This is a genomic window from Pseudomonas sp. R5-89-07, assembly GCF_003851685.1.
Taxonomy (GTDB): domain Bacteria; phylum Pseudomonadota; class Gammaproteobacteria; order Pseudomonadales; family Pseudomonadaceae; genus Aquipseudomonas.
In genome coordinates this window covers 5,661,469-5,679,870 of sequence record NZ_CP027727.1, presented here as the reverse complement: position 1 = coordinate 5,679,870, position 18,402 = coordinate 5,661,469, and the positions used below count along the sequence as shown (strand labels likewise).

The 18,402-nt window shown below is 59.5% G+C and carries 18 protein-coding genes; 16 read left to right on the top strand and 2 right to left on the bottom strand.

The window, feature by feature from the left end:
* The first annotated feature begins 102 nt into the window (after positions 1-102).
* The 9 genes from C4J94_RS26085 (at position 103) to C4J94_RS26050 (ending at position 7,031) form a co-directional block, all read left to right on the top strand.
* Entirely contained in the window at positions 103-741 is a 639-nt protein-coding gene (locus C4J94_RS26085; RefSeq protein ID WP_078050628.1) for a peroxiredoxin, read from the top strand.
* Positions 742-1,061: 320 nt separating this feature from the next.
* Positions 1,062-1,655 (top strand): NADPH-dependent FMN reductase, encoded by a 594-nt coding sequence (ssuE, locus tag C4J94_RS26080; protein ID WP_124388666.1) that lies wholly within the window; start codon positions 1,062-1,064, stop codon positions 1,653-1,655.
* Positions 1,656-1,751: 96 nt separating this feature from the next.
* A complete protein-coding gene (locus C4J94_RS26075; RefSeq protein WP_124388665.1) occupies positions 1,752-2,720 on the top strand; it encodes a sulfonate ABC transporter substrate-binding protein in 969 nt (322 codons plus the stop codon).
* Between the two features lie 25 nt (positions 2,721-2,745).
* Entirely contained in the window at positions 2,746-3,894 is a 1,149-nt protein-coding gene (ssuD, locus tag C4J94_RS26070; RefSeq protein WP_124388664.1) for an FMNH2-dependent alkanesulfonate monooxygenase, read from the top strand.
* A gap of 9 nt (positions 3,895-3,903) precedes the next feature.
* Complete coding sequence (ssuC, locus tag C4J94_RS26065; RefSeq protein WP_124388663.1) at positions 3,904-4,692, top strand: aliphatic sulfonate ABC transporter permease SsuC; 789 nt, start codon at positions 3,904-3,906, stop codon at positions 4,690-4,692.
* Positions 4,689-5,495 (top strand): aliphatic sulfonates ABC transporter ATP-binding protein, encoded by an 807-nt coding sequence (gene ssuB / locus C4J94_RS26060; RefSeq protein WP_124388662.1) that lies wholly within the window; start codon positions 4,689-4,691, stop codon positions 5,493-5,495. Before ssuC ends, ssuB begins: the two co-directional genes overlap by 4 nt.
* 18 nt (positions 5,496-5,513) lie before the next feature.
* The gene (locus C4J94_RS26055; RefSeq protein ID WP_003176783.1) at positions 5,514-5,729 is read left to right on the top strand and encodes a molybdopterin-binding protein; all 216 of its coding nucleotides are present in this window, start codon (positions 5,514-5,516) and stop codon (positions 5,727-5,729) included.
* A 154-nt stretch (positions 5,730-5,883) separates the two neighbouring features.
* The gene (locus tag C4J94_RS27940) at positions 5,884-6,192 is read left to right on the top strand and encodes a transposase (protein ID WP_256657553.1); all 309 of its coding nucleotides are present in this window, start codon (positions 5,884-5,886) and stop codon (positions 6,190-6,192) included.
* Complete coding sequence (locus C4J94_RS26050) at positions 6,189-7,031, top strand: IS3 family transposase (RefSeq protein ID WP_305955306.1); 843 nt, start codon at positions 6,189-6,191, stop codon at positions 7,029-7,031. Before C4J94_RS27940 ends, C4J94_RS26050 begins: the two co-directional genes overlap by 4 nt.
* Positions 7,032-7,107: 76 nt before the next feature.
* On the opposite strand, the gene C4J94_RS26045 is transcribed toward C4J94_RS26050, so the two are convergent.
* Positions 7,108-7,683 (bottom strand): TetR/AcrR family transcriptional regulator, encoded by a 576-nt coding sequence (locus C4J94_RS26045; RefSeq protein WP_124388661.1) that lies wholly within the window; start codon positions 7,681-7,683, stop codon positions 7,108-7,110.
* Between the two features lie 205 nt (positions 7,684-7,888).
* Complete coding sequence (locus tag C4J94_RS26040) at positions 7,889-9,265, bottom strand: glutamine synthetase family protein (protein WP_003176781.1); 1,377 nt, start codon at positions 9,263-9,265, stop codon at positions 7,889-7,891.
* Positions 9,266-9,874: 609 nt separating this feature from the next.
* Here C4J94_RS26040 and C4J94_RS26035 point away from each other — a divergent pair.
* The 7 genes from C4J94_RS26035 to C4J94_RS26005 all read left to right on the top strand — a co-directional run bounded on the left by C4J94_RS26035 (position 9,875) and on the right by C4J94_RS26005 (position 18,286).
* Positions 9,875-11,233, top strand: a complete 1,359-nt coding sequence (locus C4J94_RS26035; protein ID WP_124388660.1) for a glutamine synthetase family protein — start codon at positions 9,875-9,877, stop codon at positions 11,231-11,233.
* 58 nt (positions 11,234-11,291) lie between these two features.
* Positions 11,292-12,656: an aspartate aminotransferase family protein gene (locus tag C4J94_RS26030; protein ID WP_124388659.1), complete on the top strand. Its 1,365-nt coding sequence runs from the start codon at positions 11,292-11,294 to the stop codon at positions 12,654-12,656.
* 193 nt (positions 12,657-12,849) lie between these two features.
* Positions 12,850-13,944, top strand: a complete 1,095-nt coding sequence (locus C4J94_RS26025) for a polyamine ABC transporter substrate-binding protein (protein WP_124389043.1) — start codon at positions 12,850-12,852, stop codon at positions 13,942-13,944.
* A 239-nt stretch (positions 13,945-14,183) separates the two neighbouring features.
* On the top strand, positions 14,184-15,278 hold the full coding sequence (locus tag C4J94_RS26020) for a polyamine ABC transporter substrate-binding protein (RefSeq protein WP_124388658.1): 1,095 nt from the start codon (positions 14,184-14,186) through the stop codon (positions 15,276-15,278).
* 67 nt (positions 15,279-15,345) lie between these two features.
* Entirely contained in the window at positions 15,346-16,488 is a 1,143-nt protein-coding gene (locus tag C4J94_RS26015) for an ABC transporter ATP-binding protein (RefSeq protein ID WP_057723416.1), read from the top strand.
* Positions 16,485-17,405, top strand: coding sequence for an ABC transporter permease subunit (locus C4J94_RS26010; protein ID WP_057014223.1), 921 nt, complete (start codon positions 16,485-16,487; stop codon positions 17,403-17,405). The genes C4J94_RS26015 and C4J94_RS26010 overlap by 4 nt, the downstream gene beginning before the upstream one ends.
* Positions 17,402-18,286 carry an ABC transporter permease subunit gene (locus tag C4J94_RS26005; protein WP_057723417.1) on the top strand — a complete coding sequence of 295 codons (885 nt, stop codon included), beginning with the start codon at positions 17,402-17,404 and terminating at the stop codon, positions 18,284-18,286. Before C4J94_RS26010 ends, C4J94_RS26005 begins: the two co-directional genes overlap by 4 nt.
* Positions 18,287-18,402: the final 116 nt, after the last annotated feature.

Below are 18,402 nucleotides of genomic sequence, written 5' to 3'. Positions count from 1 at the left end.
TTAATATTCCTTTATCATCTAGATAAATCGATATTTATTCTTTTTAAAATATCCACGATCCATGCACAGTGGGCTCCATAAGCACTCATCAGGAGCCACACCATGAGCCTAAGACTGGGCGACATCGCCCCCGACTTCGAACAGGATTCCAGCGCCGGCAAGATTCGTTTCCACGAATGGCTGGGCGATAGCTGGGGTGTACTGTTTTCCCATCCGGCGGACTTCACCCCGGTGTGCACCACTGAGCTGGGCTTTACCGCCAAGCTCAAGGACGAGTTCGCCCAGCGTGGCGTCAAGGCCATCGCCTTGTCGGTTGACCCCGTGGACTCGCACCACAAGTGGATCGAAGACATCAACGAAACCCAGAACACCGTGGTCAATTTCCCGATTCTGGCCGATGCCGATCGCAAGGTGTCGGACCTCTACGACCTGATCCACCCCAATGCCAGCGACACCCTCACCGTGCGTTCCTTGTTCGTGATCGACCCGAACAAGAAAATCCGCCTGACCATCACCTACCCGGCCAGTACTGGACGTAACTTCCACGAAATCCTGCGGGTGATCGACTCGTTGCAGCTGACCGACAACCATAAGGTCGCCACCCCGGCCAACTGGCAGGACGGGGACGAAGTGGTGATCGTGCCGTCGCTCAAGGATGAAGACGAGATCAAGAAACGCTTTCCGAAGGGCTATCGCGCAGTGAAGCCATACCTGCGACTTACTCCACAACCCAATCGTTAAAGCGGATATCGCCATCGGGGGCAAGTCGAATCGTCGCACCGCCCCTCCCACAATTGGCCGCATTCCAATGTGGGAGGGGGCTTGCCCCCGATGACGTCGGTAAATGCACCGCTTTTTGAAGCTGAATCACCACAAGGGTTTTCAGGCCGTTTCGACGGCCTTTTTTTTCGCCTGGCGATTCACTGCCTGCATATGCATTTAAAGAATAAACAAATGAATAAATAAGATTTAAAGATATATAAATCTGCTGCTAAGGTCTGTTCCATCTTGGCGTCATCGTCACACAGCGAACCGCCGACACTTGCTCAAGGAATACTTGCATGCTGGTCGTAACACTTGGAGGCAGCCCCAGTCAGCGTTCCCGCTCCGGGGTCTTGCTGGAGAAAACCCGTCAATGGCTGCAAGGCCAGGGCGTGGAAGTGGTGAGTTACCAGGTCCGCGACTTCCCGGCCGAAGACCTGCTGCATGCGCGCTTCGACAGCCCCAAGGTCATTGACCTGTTGCAGCAAGTGGCAAATGCCGATGGCCTGGTGATCGCCACGCCGGTGTACAAGGCGTCTTTCTCCGGTGCATTGAAGACGGTCCTCGACCTGCTGCCCGAGCGCGCCCTGGCGCACAAGGTGGTCTTGCCGATGGCCACCGGCGGCAGCATCGCCCACATGCTGGCGGTGGATTACGCCCTCAAACCGGTGTTGTCGGCGCTAAAGGCGCAGGAATTACTGCATGGGATTTTTGCCGAAGACAGCCAGATCGCCTACGGCGAAGGCAGCGCCCAGGCGCAATTGGTGCCGGTGCTTGAGCAGCGTTTGCACGAAGCCCTGGAGCAGTTCTACAGCGCCATGGCCCGCCGCCCGAAACCGCTGGACCCGCATGTATTGAATGAACGCTTGTTGAGTGCTCGCTGGAGCATTTAAGCCTTACCCCGACATCTGGAAACACTCACCTTACTCAGCCGCCAACGGCCAAGCAGGTGCAGCCAAAACCCTAATCGCATATTTGGAGAGAGCGCCATGCGCACTGTCATTTTGCGTCGCGGTCTGGTCGCACTGTTTGCTGCGGCTGTGTCCTTCGGCGCCATCGTTCAAGCCCACGCCGCCGAAACCCTGCGGATCGGTTATCAGAAATACGGCACGCTGGTGCTGCTCAAGGCCAAGGGCACCCTGGAAAAACGCCTGGCTGCCCAGGGCGTGCAGGTGCAATGGACCGAATTCCCCGGTGGCCCGCAATTGCTTGAAGGCCTGAACGTCGGCTCCATCGACTTCGGCGTTACTGGCGAAACCCCACCGGTGTTCGCCCAGGCCGCTGGTGCCGACTTGCTGTACGTGGCGTATGAGCCGCCCGCGCCGACCAGTGAAGCGATCCTGGTGCCGAAGGATTCGACGATCAAATCGGTGGCCGAGCTCAAGGGCAAGAAAATCGTGCTGAACAAAGGCTCCAACGTGCACTACCTGCTGGTGCGTGCCCTGGAAGACGCCGGCCTTGCCTACACCGACGTGAAAACCGTGTTCCTGCCGCCCGCCGACGCTCGCGCCGCCTTCGAACGCGGCAGTGTGGACGCCTGGGTAATCTGGGACCCGTACCAGGCCGCCGCCGAGAAACAACTGCAAGCGCGCACCCTGCGCGACGGCACCGGCATCGCCGACAACCACCAGTTCTACCTGGCCACCAAGCCTTACGCCGAACAGCACCCCGAGGTGATCAAGGCGCTGGTGGAAGAAGTGCGCGCCGTGGGCGAATGGTCCAAGGCCAACCCGCAGGAAGTGACTGACCAGGTCGCGCCGCTGCTCGGCCTGCCGGCGGACATCACCCTCACCTCGGTGAAACGCCAGGGTTACGGCGCGCTGTTCCTGACGCCTGAAGTGGTCGCTGCCCAGCAGAAAATCGCCGACAGCTTCTACCAGCTCAAATTGATTCCCAAGCCCTTGAGTATCAAGGACGTGATCTGGACCCCACCCGCCGCTGTTGCCAAAGCGCCGTAATCCGACTTCTTCAGGAGACAACTCCATGAGCCTCAATATTTTCTGGTTCCTGCCTACCCACGGCGACGGCCATTACCTTGGCACCGCCGAAGGCGCTCGCGCCGTCGATCACGGTTACCTGCAGCAAGTGGCCCAGGCCGCTGATCGCCTGGGCTTCGGTGGGGTGTTGATCCCTACCGGGCGCTCCTGCGAAGACTCCTGGTTGGTGGCCGCCTCGCTGATTCCCGTAACCCAGCGTTTGAAATTCCTCGTCGCGCTGCGCCCCGGGATCATTTCCCCGACGGTGGCCGCGCGCCAGGCGGCAACCCTGGACCGCCTCTCCGGTGGCCGTGCGCTGTTCAACCTGGTGACCGGCGGTGACCCGGAAGAGCTGGCCGGCGACGGCTTGTTCCTCAGCCATGAAGAGCGTTATCAGGCGTCAGTGGAATTCACCCGCATCTGGCGTCGTGTGCTCGAAGGCGAGACCGTGGATTACGACGGCGAGCACATCAGCGTCAAAGGCGCCAAGTTGCTCTATCCGCCGGTCCAGCAGCCACGCCCGCCGCTGTACTTTGGCGGTTCCTCCGAAGCCGCCCAGGACCTGGCGGCCGAGCAAGTGGAAATGGTGCTGACCTGGGGCGAACCACCGGCAGCGGTGGCCGAGAAGATCGAACAAGTGCGGGCCAAGGCCGCCAAGCTCGGGCGCACCCTGCGTTTCGGTATTCGCCTGCATGTAATCGTGCGTGAAACCAACGAGGAGGCCTGGAAGGCTGCCGATAAACTGATCTCCCACCTGGACGACGACACCATCGCCCGCGCCCAGGCCTCCCTGGCGCGCTTCGATTCGGTGGGCCAGCAACGCATGGCGGCCTTGCACGGTGGCAGCCGCGACAACCTGGAAGTCAGCCCCAACCTGTGGGCTGGGGTCGGGCTGGTGCGTGGCGGCGCGGGTACTGCGCTGGTGGGCGATGGCCCAACGGTTGCGGCGCGGGTCAAGGAATACGCGGATCTGGGCATCGACACCTTTATCTTCTCCGGTTATCCGCACCTGGAAGAGTCGTATCGGGTTGCCGAGCTGCTATTTCCGCACCTGGATATCGAACGCCCGGAGCTGCCCAAAGGCGCCGGCTACGTCAGCCCATTCGGCGAGATGGTGGCCAACGACATTCTTCCCAAAGCTGCATCGCAGAGCTGAGGCGGCGCTATGAACCTGGAAAAATTCAGTCATCGCGTGGCGCCCTGGGTGCTGCCGATCCTATTGCTGGCGGTGTGGCAGCTGTCGGTAACGGCGGGTTGGTTGTCGACGCGCATTCTGCCGGCGCCCAGCGCGGTCATCGAGGCCGGCATCAACCTGATCCGCAGCGGCGAAATCTGGACGCACCTGGCGATCAGTGGCTGGCGCGCGGGCCTGGGCTTTGTGATTGGTGGCAGCATCGGCCTGGCGCTGGGCTTTATCACCGGCCTGTCGAAGTGGGGCGAACGCTTGCTGGACAGCTCGGTGCAGATGATCCGTAACGTGCCGCACCTGGCGCTGATTCCCCTGGTGATCCTGTGGTTCGGGATTGACGAGACCGCGAAGATTTTCCTGGTGGCCCTCGGCACCTTGTTCCCGATTTATCTGAACACCTACCACGGCATCCGCAACGTCGACCCGGCACTGGTGGAAATGTCGCGCAGCTACGGGTTGTCCGGTTTCAGCCTGTTCTGGCAAGTCATCCTGCCGGGCGCATTGCCGTCGATCCTGGTGGGCGTGCGCTTTGCCCTGGGCTTCATGTGGTTGACGCTGATTGTGGCGGAAACGATCTCGGCCAGTTCCGGCATCGGTTACCTGGCGATGAATGCCCGCGAGTTCCTGCAGACCGACGTGGTGGTGCTGGCCATTGTGATGTACGCGATCCTCGGCAAGCTGGCCGACCTGGCGGCGCGCGGCCTGGAGCGGGTATGGCTGCGCTGGCACCCGGCGTATCAAGTGAACAAGGGAGGTGCGGCATGACGGCTCAACAACCCCCGCGCCTGCTCAAGGGCATCCCCCTGGCGGTGCGCAAGTTGCGCAAGTCCTTCGGTGCTCGCGAAGTGCTCAAGGCAATCGATCTGCATATCCCGGCCGGCCAGTTCGTGGCCGTGGTTGGCCGCAGCGGCTGTGGCAAAAGTACCTTGCTGCGCCTGCTGGCAGGCCTGGACAAAGCCAGTGGCGGCGAGCTACTGGCGGGCTCCGCGCCGCTGCATGAGGCGATTGAAGACACGCGGTTGATGTTCCAGGAAGCGCGCCTGCTGCCGTGGAAGAAAATCATCGACAACGTCGGCCTGGGCCTCAAGGGCAACTGGCGCCCCAAGGCGTTGGAAGCGTTGGAGGCCGTGGGCCTTGCCGAGCGCGCCGATGAGTGGCCGGCGGCCTTGTCCGGTGGCCAGAAGCAGCGCGTTGCCCTGGCCCGCGCTTTGATTCACCAGCCGCGTCTGTTGCTGCTCGATGAGCCGCTGGGCGCGCTGGATGCCCTGACACGGATCGAGATGCAGCAACTGATCGAAAACCTGTGGCAGAAACACGGCTTTACCGTGCTGCTGGTCACCCATGACGTCAGTGAAGCCGTGGCGATTGCCGACCGGGTCATCCTGATCGAAGACGGCGAAATCGGCCTGGACCTCAGCGTCGACTTGCCACGCCCCCGCGCCCGTGGCTCACATCGCCTGGCTGCGCTGGAAGCCGAAGTACTCAACCGCGTGCTGTCGCTGCCCGGCTCACCGCCGGAACCCGAACCTGTTTCACCGCTGCCGACGCAATTGCGTTGGGCTCAATAACTCGCAGAGGAAAAAACCATGACTATCAAAGCCATCAACGTGCGTAACCAGTTCAAGGGCACCATCAAGGAAATCGTGGTGGGCGACGTGTTGTCGGAAATCGACGTACAGACGGCGTCCGGCATCGTCACCTCGGTGATCACCACTCGCTCGGTCAAGGAACTGGAGTTGGTGATTGGCAGTGAAGTGATTGCCTTTGTTAAGTCGACTGAGGTGTCGATTGCCAAGTTGTAATGTACGTCGCTCTTGAGGCCGTCATCGGGGGCAAGCCCCCTCCCACACTTTGAATGTATTCACAGATCCAAATGTGGGAGGGGGGCTTGAACTGGCCTAATGATCCCGGACACCTCTTAAGGGCGATATGATTCGCCCAATCAGGAGGTTCCAAATGCAACAGCGAAAGACCTATACCCGCGAGTTCAAGCAACGTGCTGCAAGCATGGTTCTTGATGATAACTGCTCAGTTCCCGACGTCTGTGCATCGATGGACGTTGGCCCTACGGCTCTGCGCCGCTGGGTTGATCAGGTTCGTAAAGAGCGTCACAAAGGGCAGCCAGTGGCAGGTACCAAAGCTATCAGCGACGAACAGCGAGAGCTTCAACAGCTACGAGCCAAGGTCAAGCGCCTGGAGACTGAGGCTGAAATCTTAAAAAAGGCTACGGCTCTCTTGATGTCGGATCCCGATCGTTTTTCCTGATCGAGGAACTGAGGGAGTCGAGTTCATATCCGACCAGCCTGCTTTGCAGTGCGCTAGGCGTTTCTCGCAGCGCGTTTTATGACTGGATTAAGCGTCGCTCAGCGCCGAATGCCGAGCGTGACGCGCTTAGAGCAAAAGTCGTGCAATTGCATGTCGAAAGCCGGGAAAGTGCAGGCGCGCGGATGATCTCTCAGCGCCTGAAGGCCCAGCAGATCAAGGTGGGAAGGTATTTAGTTGCAAAGCTCATGGCGGAGGCAAATCTGGCCAGCAAACAGCGCCGCCGCCATCAGTATCGTTCTAGAGGCGTCGAAGCATTTGTGGCCAAGAACCTGCTCGAGCGTAACTTCGAGCCAACCGCAATTAATCAGGTCTGGTGCGGCGACGTTACCAGCCTGATGGTTGGGAAACGCTGGTATCACTTGGCAGCGGTGATCGATCTGTTCGCCCGCCGAATCGTTGGCTGGGCATTTTCTCTGATCAATGACGCCAACCTGGTAAGCAAGGCGCTGAGAATGGCGGTAGAGGTTCGAGGCAAACATGCAGGCTTGATGTTTCATTCGGATCAAGGCTGCCAATACACCAGCCAGCTCTTTCAGTCCGAGCTGCTGGAGCATGGAATAACGCAAAGCATGAGCCGCAGGGGGCAGTGCTGGGACAACGCGCCAACAGAGCGTTTCTTCGGGACGCTCAAATCAGAGTGGGTGCCCAGCAAAGGCTATACGACAGTTGAAGAAGCCAAGCAGGATATGACCCGCTTCTTCATGCGATACAACCGAATCAGGCTCCACAGCTACAACAACTACCTGTCGCCAATAGCCATGGAGCAGGAGGCGGCTTAATCACCGTAATCGGTGTCCGGAAAAACTTGACCAGAACAGCTTGCCCCCGATGAGGCCGGCCCAGCCAACACAAGACTCACCGCTTGGGCAAATACACCGGCAAATAAAGCCCCACATACGCATCAAACACCCGCATCCCTTCCTGCGCCATGCGCGGCGTAATCTGCCCATGCTGATGCACCGAACGCGCATACACGCGGTCGCTCAGCTCCAGTGCCAGGGCAAATACATCCACATCGTTCGGCAGGCTTGGCACGTCGAAGTGGCGGTTGAACACCTCCAGCATCAGCACCCCCAGTTCCAGGTCATGCTGGCGATCCGCCTGGGTGACTTCGGTCAGCCCATGCTGGGCCAGGATCAACTGGCGGGCGGCGGCGTCGTGGCTGTAGATGCTGAGCATACGTTGCTCGACGATGCAGGACAGGTCGCGCCACGTCTGGAGTGAATCATGCTCGATGGGCGCCTGGATGGCTGCGCGAAAGGCCGCGTGCACATCGGCCGTCAAGGCTTGCAGCAACGCTGGCACGCTGGCGAAAAAGTGATACACCGACGATGGCGGGATCTGCGCCCGTTCGGCCACGCTGTAGATCGACAAGCCGGCCACGCCTTCGGTCGCCAGCAAGGCACGGGCGGCGTCCAGGATTGCGTCGATCCGGGCCTGGCTGCGGGCGCGTGGTTTGCGAGGGGCGGCGGGGGGGGGGGCATGGAAGTCTCCTACAGGGCAGCGGGCATTGTATGAGCAGGAAGATGTGTTGTCTGCTCAGCCGCCATCGGGGGCAACCCGATGTACCGGAAAAAAACCATAAAAAAACGCCGCAGCCTATAAGGCCTGCGGCGTTCTTTTTTGCAGCAACCGCTTAAACGGTATGCAGGTACCAGTTGTACTCAAGGTCGGAGATGGAGTGTTCGAACTCCTCCAGCTCACTTTCCTTACAGGCAACGAAGATATCGATGTATTTAGGATCGATGTACTTGGCCATCACCTCGCTGTCATCCAACTCGCGCAGGGCATCGCGCAGGTTGTTCGGCAGGCTCTGTTCGTTCTGCTCGTAGCTGTTGCCTTCAACGGGAGCGCCCGGTTCGATCTTGTTGGTCAGACCGTGGTGCACGCCCGCCAGGACCGAAGCCATCAGCAGGTAAGGGTTGGCGTCGGCACCGGCCACGCGGTGTTCGATACGCACCGCATCGGACGAGCCGGTCGGTACGCGAATCGCCACGGTGCGGTTGTCCAGGCCCCAGCACGGCGAGTTCGGCACGTAGAACTGTGCGCCAAAACGACGGTAGGAGTTGACGTTGGGGCACAGAAACGCCATCTGGGCGGGCAGGGTCTCCAGCACACCGCCGATCGCGTGACGCAATGCGGCGTTCTGCTCGGGATCCTCGCTGGCAAAGATGTTCTTGCCGTCCTTGTCCAGAATGGAGATGTGTACGTGCAAACCGTTGCCTGCCTGACCTGGGTAAGGCTTGGCCATGAAGGTGGTGTCCATCTCATGGTCGTAGGCGATGTTCTTGATCAGGCGCTTGAGCAGTACCGCGTAGTCGCATGCCTTGATCGGGTCGGCGACGTGGTGCAGGTTCACTTCGAACTGCGCCGGGGCACTTTCCTTGACGATGGCGTCGGCCGGAATGCCTTGCTCTTTGGCACCTTCCAGAATGTCCTGGAGGCAGTCGACGTATTCGTCGAGGTCGTCGATCAGGTAGACCTGTGTCGAGTGCGGGCGTTTGCCGGAAATCGGCGAGCGGGGCGGTTGTGGCCGGCCGTTCACGTTCTCCTGGTCGATCAGGTAGAACTCAAGCTCGAAGGCAGCGCAGATGGTCAGGCCCATGTCGTCGAATTTGCTCACGACTTGGCGCAGCACTTCGCGAGGATCGGCGAAGAACGGCTCACCTTCCAGTTCGTGCATGGTCATCAGCAGTTGCGCGGTTGGGCGCTTTTGCCAGGGCTCATTGCACAGGGTGTCGGGGATTGGATAACAGATTCGGTCAGCATCACCGATATCCAGGCCCAGGCCGGTGCTTTCCACCGTAGAGCCGTTGATATCCAGGGCAAATAAAGAGGCAGGCAGGTTAATGCCCTTCTCGTAAACCTTGTGGAGGCTGGTGCGTTCGATGCGCTTGCCGCGCACCACACCATTCATATCCGCAATTAGAAGGTCTACGTACAGAACCTCAGGATGATCCTTAAGGAACGCGTTCGCTTCGTTAAGCTGAACGGCACGCGGGGGTACCGACATGATGCAACACCTTTGTTGTTAAAAATATCAATCATTGATCTTTTCTGGTTTCAGTCAACCCGAACGGCATGCCGAAGTCAAGCGAGGCATTTTTTGCCCTAAAAAAGCGCCACGGCGCCTTTTTTGGGGCTTTTGGGGGCGGTTTTTTGGGTTTGGGGGGCTTGGGACCTGCAGGCTTGAGCGGGCCGTGTTGTATTTTTTACGGGGGTGTTGTGTAAAAAAATGAACAAGGCTAAGCTCGATTCAAACCCATAACAGCAATAATACCGGGGTGCTTCATGTCTCGCCTGCCGCCATCTGGCGTCTTGGCCTGCTTCAGCCAGGCTGTGTCATCCGTTTCTCGTCGCAGCGTGTATACCTGCGCAGCGGCCAATATTCTTGACGCCTGGTCCGCCTCTCTCTTTTCCCCTTCGATTGTCTCAATTGTGCCGCGCAGCCGTGCCGATGCACGGTGCTGCTCATGATTCTGCACAAGTTTGGCGTGAGGAATGCAACCCTTGGGCAAATGGCAGGTAAGCTCCTACCCTGAGTGAACAAACGACGCGGATGCTGCGTCAACCAACGCCTGGCTTTTTAATGGATGCCAGGAAACCCAGCCCAGAGGCATTTATGAGTAACAACCTCGACCAGCTCACCGATTGGTTGAAAGACCACAAGATCACAGAAGTCGAATGCATGATTGGCGACCTCACAGGCATCACCCGGGGCAAGATCTCGCCGACCAACAAGTTCATCGCCGAAAAAGGCATGCGCCTGCCCGAAAGCGTGCTGCTGCAGACCGTAACCGGCGACTATGTCGAAGACGACATCTATTACGAATTGCTCGACCCGGCCGACATCGACATGATCTGCCGCCCCGACCAGAACGCGGTATTCCTGGTGCCCTGGGCCATCGAGCCGACCGCCCAGGTGATCCACGACACCTACGACAAGCAAGGCAACCCGATCGAGCTGTCGCCGCGCAACGTGCTCAAGAAAGTCCTCAAGCTCTACGCCGACCGCGGCTGGCAGCCCATCGTGGCGCCAGAGATGGAGTTCTACCTGACCAAGCGCTGCGAAGACCCGGACTTCCCGCTGCAACCGCCGATTGGCCGCTCCGGTCGCCCGGAGACCGGTCGCCAGTCCTTCTCTATAGAAGCTGCCAACGAATTCGACCCGCTGTTCGAAGACGTCTACGACTGGTGCGAACTGCAGGAGCTGGACCTCGACACGCTGATCCACGAAGACGGCACCGCCCAGATGGAAATCAATTTCCGTCATGGCGATGCGCTGTCCCTGGCCGACCAGATCCTGGTGTTCAAGCGCACCATGCGTGAGGCCGCGCTCAAGCACAACGTGGCCGCCACCTTCATGGCCAAGCCGATGACCGGCGAGCCCGGCAGTGCGATGCACCTGCACCAGAGCATTATCGACATCGCCACCGGCAAGAACGTCTTCTCCAATGAAGACGGGACCATGAGCCAGTTGTTCCTTAACCACATTGGTGGCCTGCAGAAATTCATCCCCGAATTGCTGCCTTTGTTCGCCCCCAACGTGAATTCATTCCGCCGCTTCCTGCCCGACACCTCGGCGCCGGTGAACGTGGAGTGGGGCGAAGAAAACCGCACCGTGGGCCTGCGCGTACCGGATGCCGGCCCGCAGAACCGCCGCGTGGAAAACCGCTTGCCGGGCGCCGATGCCAACCCGTACCTGGCGATTGCCGCCAGTTTGCTGTGTGGCTATATCGGCATGGTCGAAGGCCACAACCCGAGCGCCCCCGTGGTGGGCCGTGGCTACGAGCGCCGCAACCTGCGCCTGCCGTTGACCATTGAAGACGCACTGGAACGCATGGAAAACAGCAAGACCATCGAGCAATACCTGGGTCAGAAATTCATCACAGGCTATGTCGCGGTCAAGCGGGCCGAGCATGAAAACTTCAAGCGCGTGATCAGTTCGTGGGAGCGGGAATTCCTGCTCTTCGCCGTCTGATGCGCCGGGCGCGTCGTTCACACGGCGCGCCCTCACCGAAAAAGTCTAGGAGATCGGTATGTCCAGCAACAACCCGCAAACCCGTGAATGGCAAGCCTTGAGCAATGATCACCACCTGGCGCCGTTCAGCGATTTCAAGCAATTGAAAGAGAAAGGCCCAAGGATCATCACCAAAGCCCACGGCGTTTACCTGTGGGACAGCGAAGGCAACAAGATCCTCGACGGCATGGCCGGCCTGTGGTGCGTGGCGATCGGTTACGGTCGCGACGAACTGGCTGAAGCCGCCGCCAGGCAGATGAAAGAGCTGCCGTACTACAACCTGTTCTTCCAGACCGCTCACCCGCCGGTACTCGAACTGGCCAAAGTCATTTCCGACGTCGCACCCGCGGGCATGAACCATGTGTTCTTCACCGGTTCCGGCTCCGAAGGCAACGACACCATGTTGCGCATGGTCCGCCACTACTGGGCGATCAAGGGCCAGCCGAACAAGAAAACCATCATCAGCCGCAAGAATGGCTACCACGGCTCCACCGTAGCCGGCGCCAGCCTGGGCGGCATGACCTATATGCATGAGCAGGGCGATTTGCCGATCCCGGGCATCACCCACATCGCCCAGCCTTACTGGTTCGGCGAAGGCGGCGACATGAGCCCCGAAGAATTCGGTGTCTGGGCCGCCAACCAGCTGGAAGAGAAAATCCTGGAACTGGGCGTGGACAACGTCGGTGCCTTTATAGCCGAGCCGATCCAGGGCGCGGGTGGTGTGATCGTGCCGCCCGCCAGCTACTGGCCGCGCATCAAGGAAATCCTCGCCAAGTACGACATCCTGTTTGTCGCCGACGAAGTGATCTGCGGTTTCGGCCGTACCGGCGAGTGGTTCGGCAGCGACTTCTACGACCTCAAGCCCCACATGATGACCATCGCCAAGGGCCTGACCTCGGGCTACGTGCCCATGGGCGGCCTGATCGTGCATGACGATGTAGTAGCGGTGCTCAACGAAGGCGGCGATTTCAACCACGGTTTCACCTACTCCGGGCACCCGGTGGCGGCAGCGGTGGCCCTGGAAAACATCCGCATCCTGCGCGATGAAAAAATCGTTAGCCGTGTACACGATGAAACGGCACCGTATTTGCAGAAACGTCTGCGGGAACTGGCGGACCATCCACTGGTGGGTGAAGTACGCGGTGTGGGCATGCTCGGTGCGATCGAGCTGGTGCAGGACAAGGCCACGCGCAAGCGTTACGAAGGGAAGGGCGCGGGCATGATCTGCCGCACGTTCTGCTTCGAGAATGGCCTGATCATGCGCGCCGTGGGCGACACCATGATCATTTCGCCGCCGCTGGTGATCAGCCAGGCAGAAATCGACGAATTGGTGAGCAAGGCCCGCCAGTGCCTGGACCTGACTTTGGCGGCATTGCAGGGCTAAGTGCTAGGCTCAGTGCGCAGCGGCTTTTCGTGTGCTGCGCCTGTGTGGATAAATGTGGGGGCCGGTTGAAAGCGGGCCCCCGAACTTGCCAGACTGTCGTCCTGTTTTGTTGCCCTTTGGCTGGGCCCGAAACACCTACAACTTGCGGCCCAAAAAAGAAAAATCGGAGCATCACCAAATGAAGGCATTAGGTTTGAAGAACGCTGGCAAGACCCTCCTCGCCTTGTCCCTGATGGGCGCAATGGCGGGCGCGGCCCAGGCGGACAATAAAGTGCTGCATGTCTACAACTGGTCCGACTACATTGCACCGGACACCATCGCCAACTTTGAAAAAGAGTCGGGCATCAAGGTGGTGTACGACGTATTCGACAGCAACGAGACCCTGGAAGCCAAGTTGCTGGCAGGCAAGTCCGGCTACGACATCGTCGTGCCATCGAACAACTTTCTCGCCAAGCAGATCAAGGCCGGCGTCTACCAGGAGCTGGACACGTCCAAGCTGCCTAACTACAGCAACCTGAACAAATCCCTGCTCAAGGCCGTGTCGGTCAGCGACCCGGACAACAAGCACGCGTTCCCCTACATGTGGGGCTCGATTGGCATCGGCTACAACCCGGAGAAGGTCAAGGCCGCGCTGGGCGTGGACAAGATCGATTCGTGGGACGTGCTGCTCAAGCCGGAAAACATCGCCAAGCTCAAAAGCTGCGGCGTGAGCTTCCTTGACTCGCCGACCGAAATGCTGCCGATCGCGCTGCATTACCTGGGCCTGCCGACCGACAGCCAGAAGAAGGCTGACCTCAAGCAGGCCGAAGACCTGTTCCTGAAAATCCGTCCTTCGATTGGCTACTTCCACTCGTCCAAGTACATCTCGGACCTGGCCAACGGCAACATCTGCGTAGCCGTGGGTTACTCGGGTGACATCCAGCAGGCCAAGTCCCGTGCGAATGAAGCCGGTGGCAAAGTCAAAGTGGCCTACGACATTCCGAAAGAAGGTGCTGGCAGCTTCTTCGACATGGTCGCCATTCCCAAGGACGCTGAAAACGTCGAGGCCGCGTATGCCTTCATGAACTACCTGCTCAAGCCGGAAGTGATGGCATCAATCACCAACAGTGTGCGTTTCCCGAACGGCAACGAGAAAGCCACTGCGTTGGTCGACAAAGACATCACCAGCGACCCGGGCATCTACCCATCGGCGGAAGTGCAGGCCAAGCTCTACGCGATTGCCGACTTGCCGGCGGCAACCCAGCGTGAAATGACGCGCAGCTGGACCAAGATCAAGTCCGGTAAATAAGCCTTAAAACCTGTGGGAGCGAGCTTGCTCGCGAAAATCGTCAACGATAACGCAGCGCCTCTGGTCGCCCGCGTTGCCTGTGAGTTCTTCGCGAGCAAGCTCGCTCCTACAAAGAGCGGCAGCCGTACAGAAAATAAATGACAGAAAGTTTTGCCGGATCGGTTTATCGAGGGTAAGTTGCGCGCCGGTTTTGTTGCCGGGCAACAACTTTGGGCCCAACTATTTAAGAGGACCTCCACTTGCCAATTTCTTTATTTCGCAAAGCCTTGCTGGTGGGTGCAGGTATCACGCTGGCTGTCAGCGTGCAGGCCGCATCGACCGTGCATGTTTATAACTGGTCGGACTACATCGGCCCCGACACCCTGGCCAACTTCGAAAAGGCCACCGGCATCAAGCCCGTGTATGACGTGTTCGATTCCAACGAAACCCTGGAAGGCAAGCTGCTCGCCGGGCGTACCGGCTACGACGTGGTGGTGCCGTCCAACCACTTTTTGGGCAAGCAGATCAAGGCTGGGGCGTTCCAGAAGCTGGACAAGTCCCTGCTGACCAACTATGCCAACCTCGACCCGGCACTGCTCAAGCGCCTTGAGAAAAATGATCCGGGCAACGCGTACGCCGTGCCATACCTGTGGGGCACCAACGGCATCGGTTACAACGTCGACAAAGTGAAAGAAGTACTGGGCGTCGACAAGATCGACTCGTGGGCCGTGCTGTTCGAACCGGAAAACATGAAGAAGCTCGCCACCTGCGGTGTTTCGTTCATGGACTCGGCCGATGAAATGCTGCCGGCGGTGCTCAACTACATGGGCCTGGACCCTAACAGCACCAACGAGGCCGACTACAAGAAAGCCGAGGAAAAGCTGCTCAAGGTTCGCCCCTACGTGACCTATTTCCACTCCTCCAAATACATCTCCGACCTGGCCAACGGCAATATCTGCGTGGCGGCAGGGTTCTCCGGTGATGTGTTCCAGGCCAAGGCCCGCGCAAGCGAGGCGGGCAAGGGCGTGAACATCGCCTACGCAATTCCCAAGGAAGGCGGCAACCTGTGGTTTGACGTGCTGGCGATCCCCAAGGACGCCACCAACGTCAAGCAGGCGCACGCCTTCATCAACTATTTGCTGCAACCTGAAGTGATCGCTCAGGTCAGTGATTACGTCGGTTATGCCAACCCTAATCCCGGGGCGGACAAACTGATGGAGCAATCGATACGCACCGACGCAGCGGTTTACCCACCGCAGGCGGTTCTCGACCGGACCTTCGTCAACTTCGAGCTACCCCCGAAGGTGCAACGTTTAATGACCCGTAGCTGGACCAAGGTCAAGACGGGCAAGTAAGGCTCAAACTATCCAAAGTCCGCCTGCACCGGGTGGACTGCACTCTTTTTTGTTGGGAGTTTCGTAAATGGCAGTTGCCTCCGGCGCCTATAAGAAAGCCCTCGAGGGCGACCAGACACCGAAGAAGGTGCTGGTCAAAATCGACCGGGTCACGAAGAAGTTCGACGAGACGATTGCGGTGGACGATGTGTCCCTGGAAATCAAGAAAGGCGAGATCTTCGCCTTGCTCGGCGGTTCGGGTTCGGGCAAGTCCACCCTGCTGCGCATGCTCGCAGGTTTCGAACGCCCGACTGAAGGTCGCATCTACCTCGATGGGGTGGACATCACCGACATGCCGCCCTATGAGCGGCCGATCAACATGATGTTCCAGTCCTATGCCTTGTTCCCGCACATGACCGTGGCGCAGAACATCGCCTTCGGCCTGCAGCAGGACAAGATCCCCAAGGCGGAAGTCGACGCCCGTGTGGCCGAAATGCTCAAGCTGGTGCAGATGAGCCAGTACGCCAAGCGCAAGCCGCACCAGCTGTCCGGTGGCCAGCGCCAGCGTGTGGCATTGGCCCGTTCCCTGGCCAAGCGTCCGAAACTGCTGCTGCTCGATGAACCGATGGGTGCGCTCGACAAGAAGCTGCGCTCGCAGATGCAACTGGAGCTGGTGGAGATCATCGAACGTGTCGGCGTGACCTGTGTGATGGTGACCCACGACCAGGAAGAGGCCATGACCATGGCCGAGCGCATCGCGATCATGCACCTTGGGTGGATCGCCCAGATCGGCAGCCCGATCGACATCTACGAAACGCCTACCAGCCGCCTGGTGTGCGAGTTCATCGGCAACGTCAATATCTTCGACACCCAAGTGGTGGACGACGCCGAAGGCCACGCCGTGCTCAAGTGCCCGGACCTGGACCGCGATATCTACGTGGGCTACGGCATCGCCACTTCGGTGGAAGACAAGTCGGTGACCTACGCCATCCGCCCGGAAAAACTGCTGGTCACCACGCAAATGCCGACCTGCGAGCACAACTGGTCCAGCGGGAAGGTGCACGATATCGCCTACCTGGGCGGCCATTCGGTGTTCTACGTAGAGCTGCCGAGCGGCAAGCTGGTGCAATCCTTTGTCGCCAACGCGGAACGCCGTGGCCAGCGCCCAACCTGGGGCGACCAGGTGTACGTATGGTGGGAAGACGACAGCGGCGTGGTACTTCGCTCATGAACATGAAGAAATTCAAGCGGCGCTTGGATCGCATCGTGCCCAGTGGCAAGCAGGTGGTCATCGGGATTCCCTTCCTGTGGCTGTTCCTGTTTTTCGCCCTGCCGTTTTTCATCGTATTGAAAATCAGCTTTGCCGAAGCCGATGTGGCGATCCCGCCCTACACCGAGATCTACACTTACGTTGAGCAGAAGCTGCAAGTGGTGCTGAACCTGGCCAACTACAGCCTGCTGGCGGGCGATGAGCTCTACATCGCCGCCTACCTGGGCTCGCTGAAGATGGCTTTTTTCAGCACGCTGCTGTGCCTGCTGATCGGCTACCCGATGGCCTACGCCATCGCCACCGCGCGCAAGGAAATGCAAACGGTGCTGGTGCTGCTGATCATGATGCCGACCTGGACCGCGATCCTGATCCGCGTCTATGCGTGGATGGGCATCCTCAGCAACAACGGCTTGCTCAACGGCTTCCTGATGTCCATGGGGCTGATCAACGAACCGCTGCAGATCCTCAACACCAACATCGCGGTGTATATCGGCGTGGTCTATTCATACCTGCCGTTCATGATCCTGCCGCTGTACGCCAACCTGGTGAAGCATGATCAGAGCCTGCTGGAAGCGGCATCGGACCTGGGTTCGAGCACCTTCAACAGCTTCTGGAAGATCACCGTGCCGTTGTCCAAGAACGGCATCATCGCCGGCTGCATGCTGGTGTTTATCCCGGTGGTGGGCGAGTTCGTGATTCCTGAACTGCTCGGCGGCCCGGAAACCCTGATGATCGGTAAGGTGCTGTGGCAGGAATTCTTCAACAACCGTGACTGGCCGGTGGCCTCCGCATTGGCCGTGGTGATGCTGGCGATCCTGATCGTGCCTATCATCCTGTTCAACCGCAGCCAAGCCAAAGAGTTGGAGGGCAAGATATGAAGCGCTTCAGATTTTCAAGCTTCATGCTGGTGGTGGGGTTGCTGTTCATCTACCTGCCGATGCTGATTCTGGTGATCTACTCGTTCAACGAATCCAAACTGGTGACGGTGTGGGGCGGTTGGTCGATCAAGTGGTACGTGGGCCTGCTGGACAACACCCAGCTGATGGGCTCGGTGGCGCGCTCCCTGGAAATCGCCTGCTACACGGCGGTGGCCGCAGTGGCGCTGGGTACGCTGGCGGCATTCGTGCTGACGCGCATCAGCCAGTTCAAGGGGCGCACGCTGTTCGGCGGCCTGGTTACGGCGCCGTTGGTGATGCCGGAAGTGATTACCGGTCTGTCGCTGTTGCTGCTGTTCGTGGCCATGGCGCAGATGATCGGCTGGCCTCAGGAGCGTGGCATCGTCACCATCTGGATCGCCCATACCACCTTCTGCGCGGCGTATGTGGCGGTGGTGGTGTCGGCGCGCTTGCGTGAGCTGGACCTGTCGATCGAAGAAGCGGCGATGGACCTGGGGGCGCGGCCGTGGAAGGTGTTCTTCCTGATCACCATCCCGATGATCGCGCCCTCCCTGGCGGCGGGCGGTATGATGTCGTTCGCGCTGTCGCTGGATGACCTGGTACTGGCCAGCTTCGTGTCCGGGCCGGGCTCGACCACCTTGCCGATGGAAGTGTTCTCCGCCGTGCGGCTTGGGGTTAAACCTGAGATCAACGCGGTGGCCAGCCTGATTCTGCTGGCGGTGTCCCTGGTGACCTTCCTGGTGTGGTTCTTCAGCCGTCGGGCCGAGGAGCATCGCAAGAAGGCCATTCAGCAAGCCATCGAAGAAGCCGCCGCCGATGGCTGGCAGCAACCGGACAAACGCCGGGCGCCTGCGCCGGTCTGAAGCCTGGTGAGGTCCAAATGTGGGAGGGGGCTTGCCCCCGATAGCAGTGTTTCAGTCAGCTCATCTGATACTGGTACACCGCCATCGGGGGCAAGCCCCCTCCCACATTTGATTGG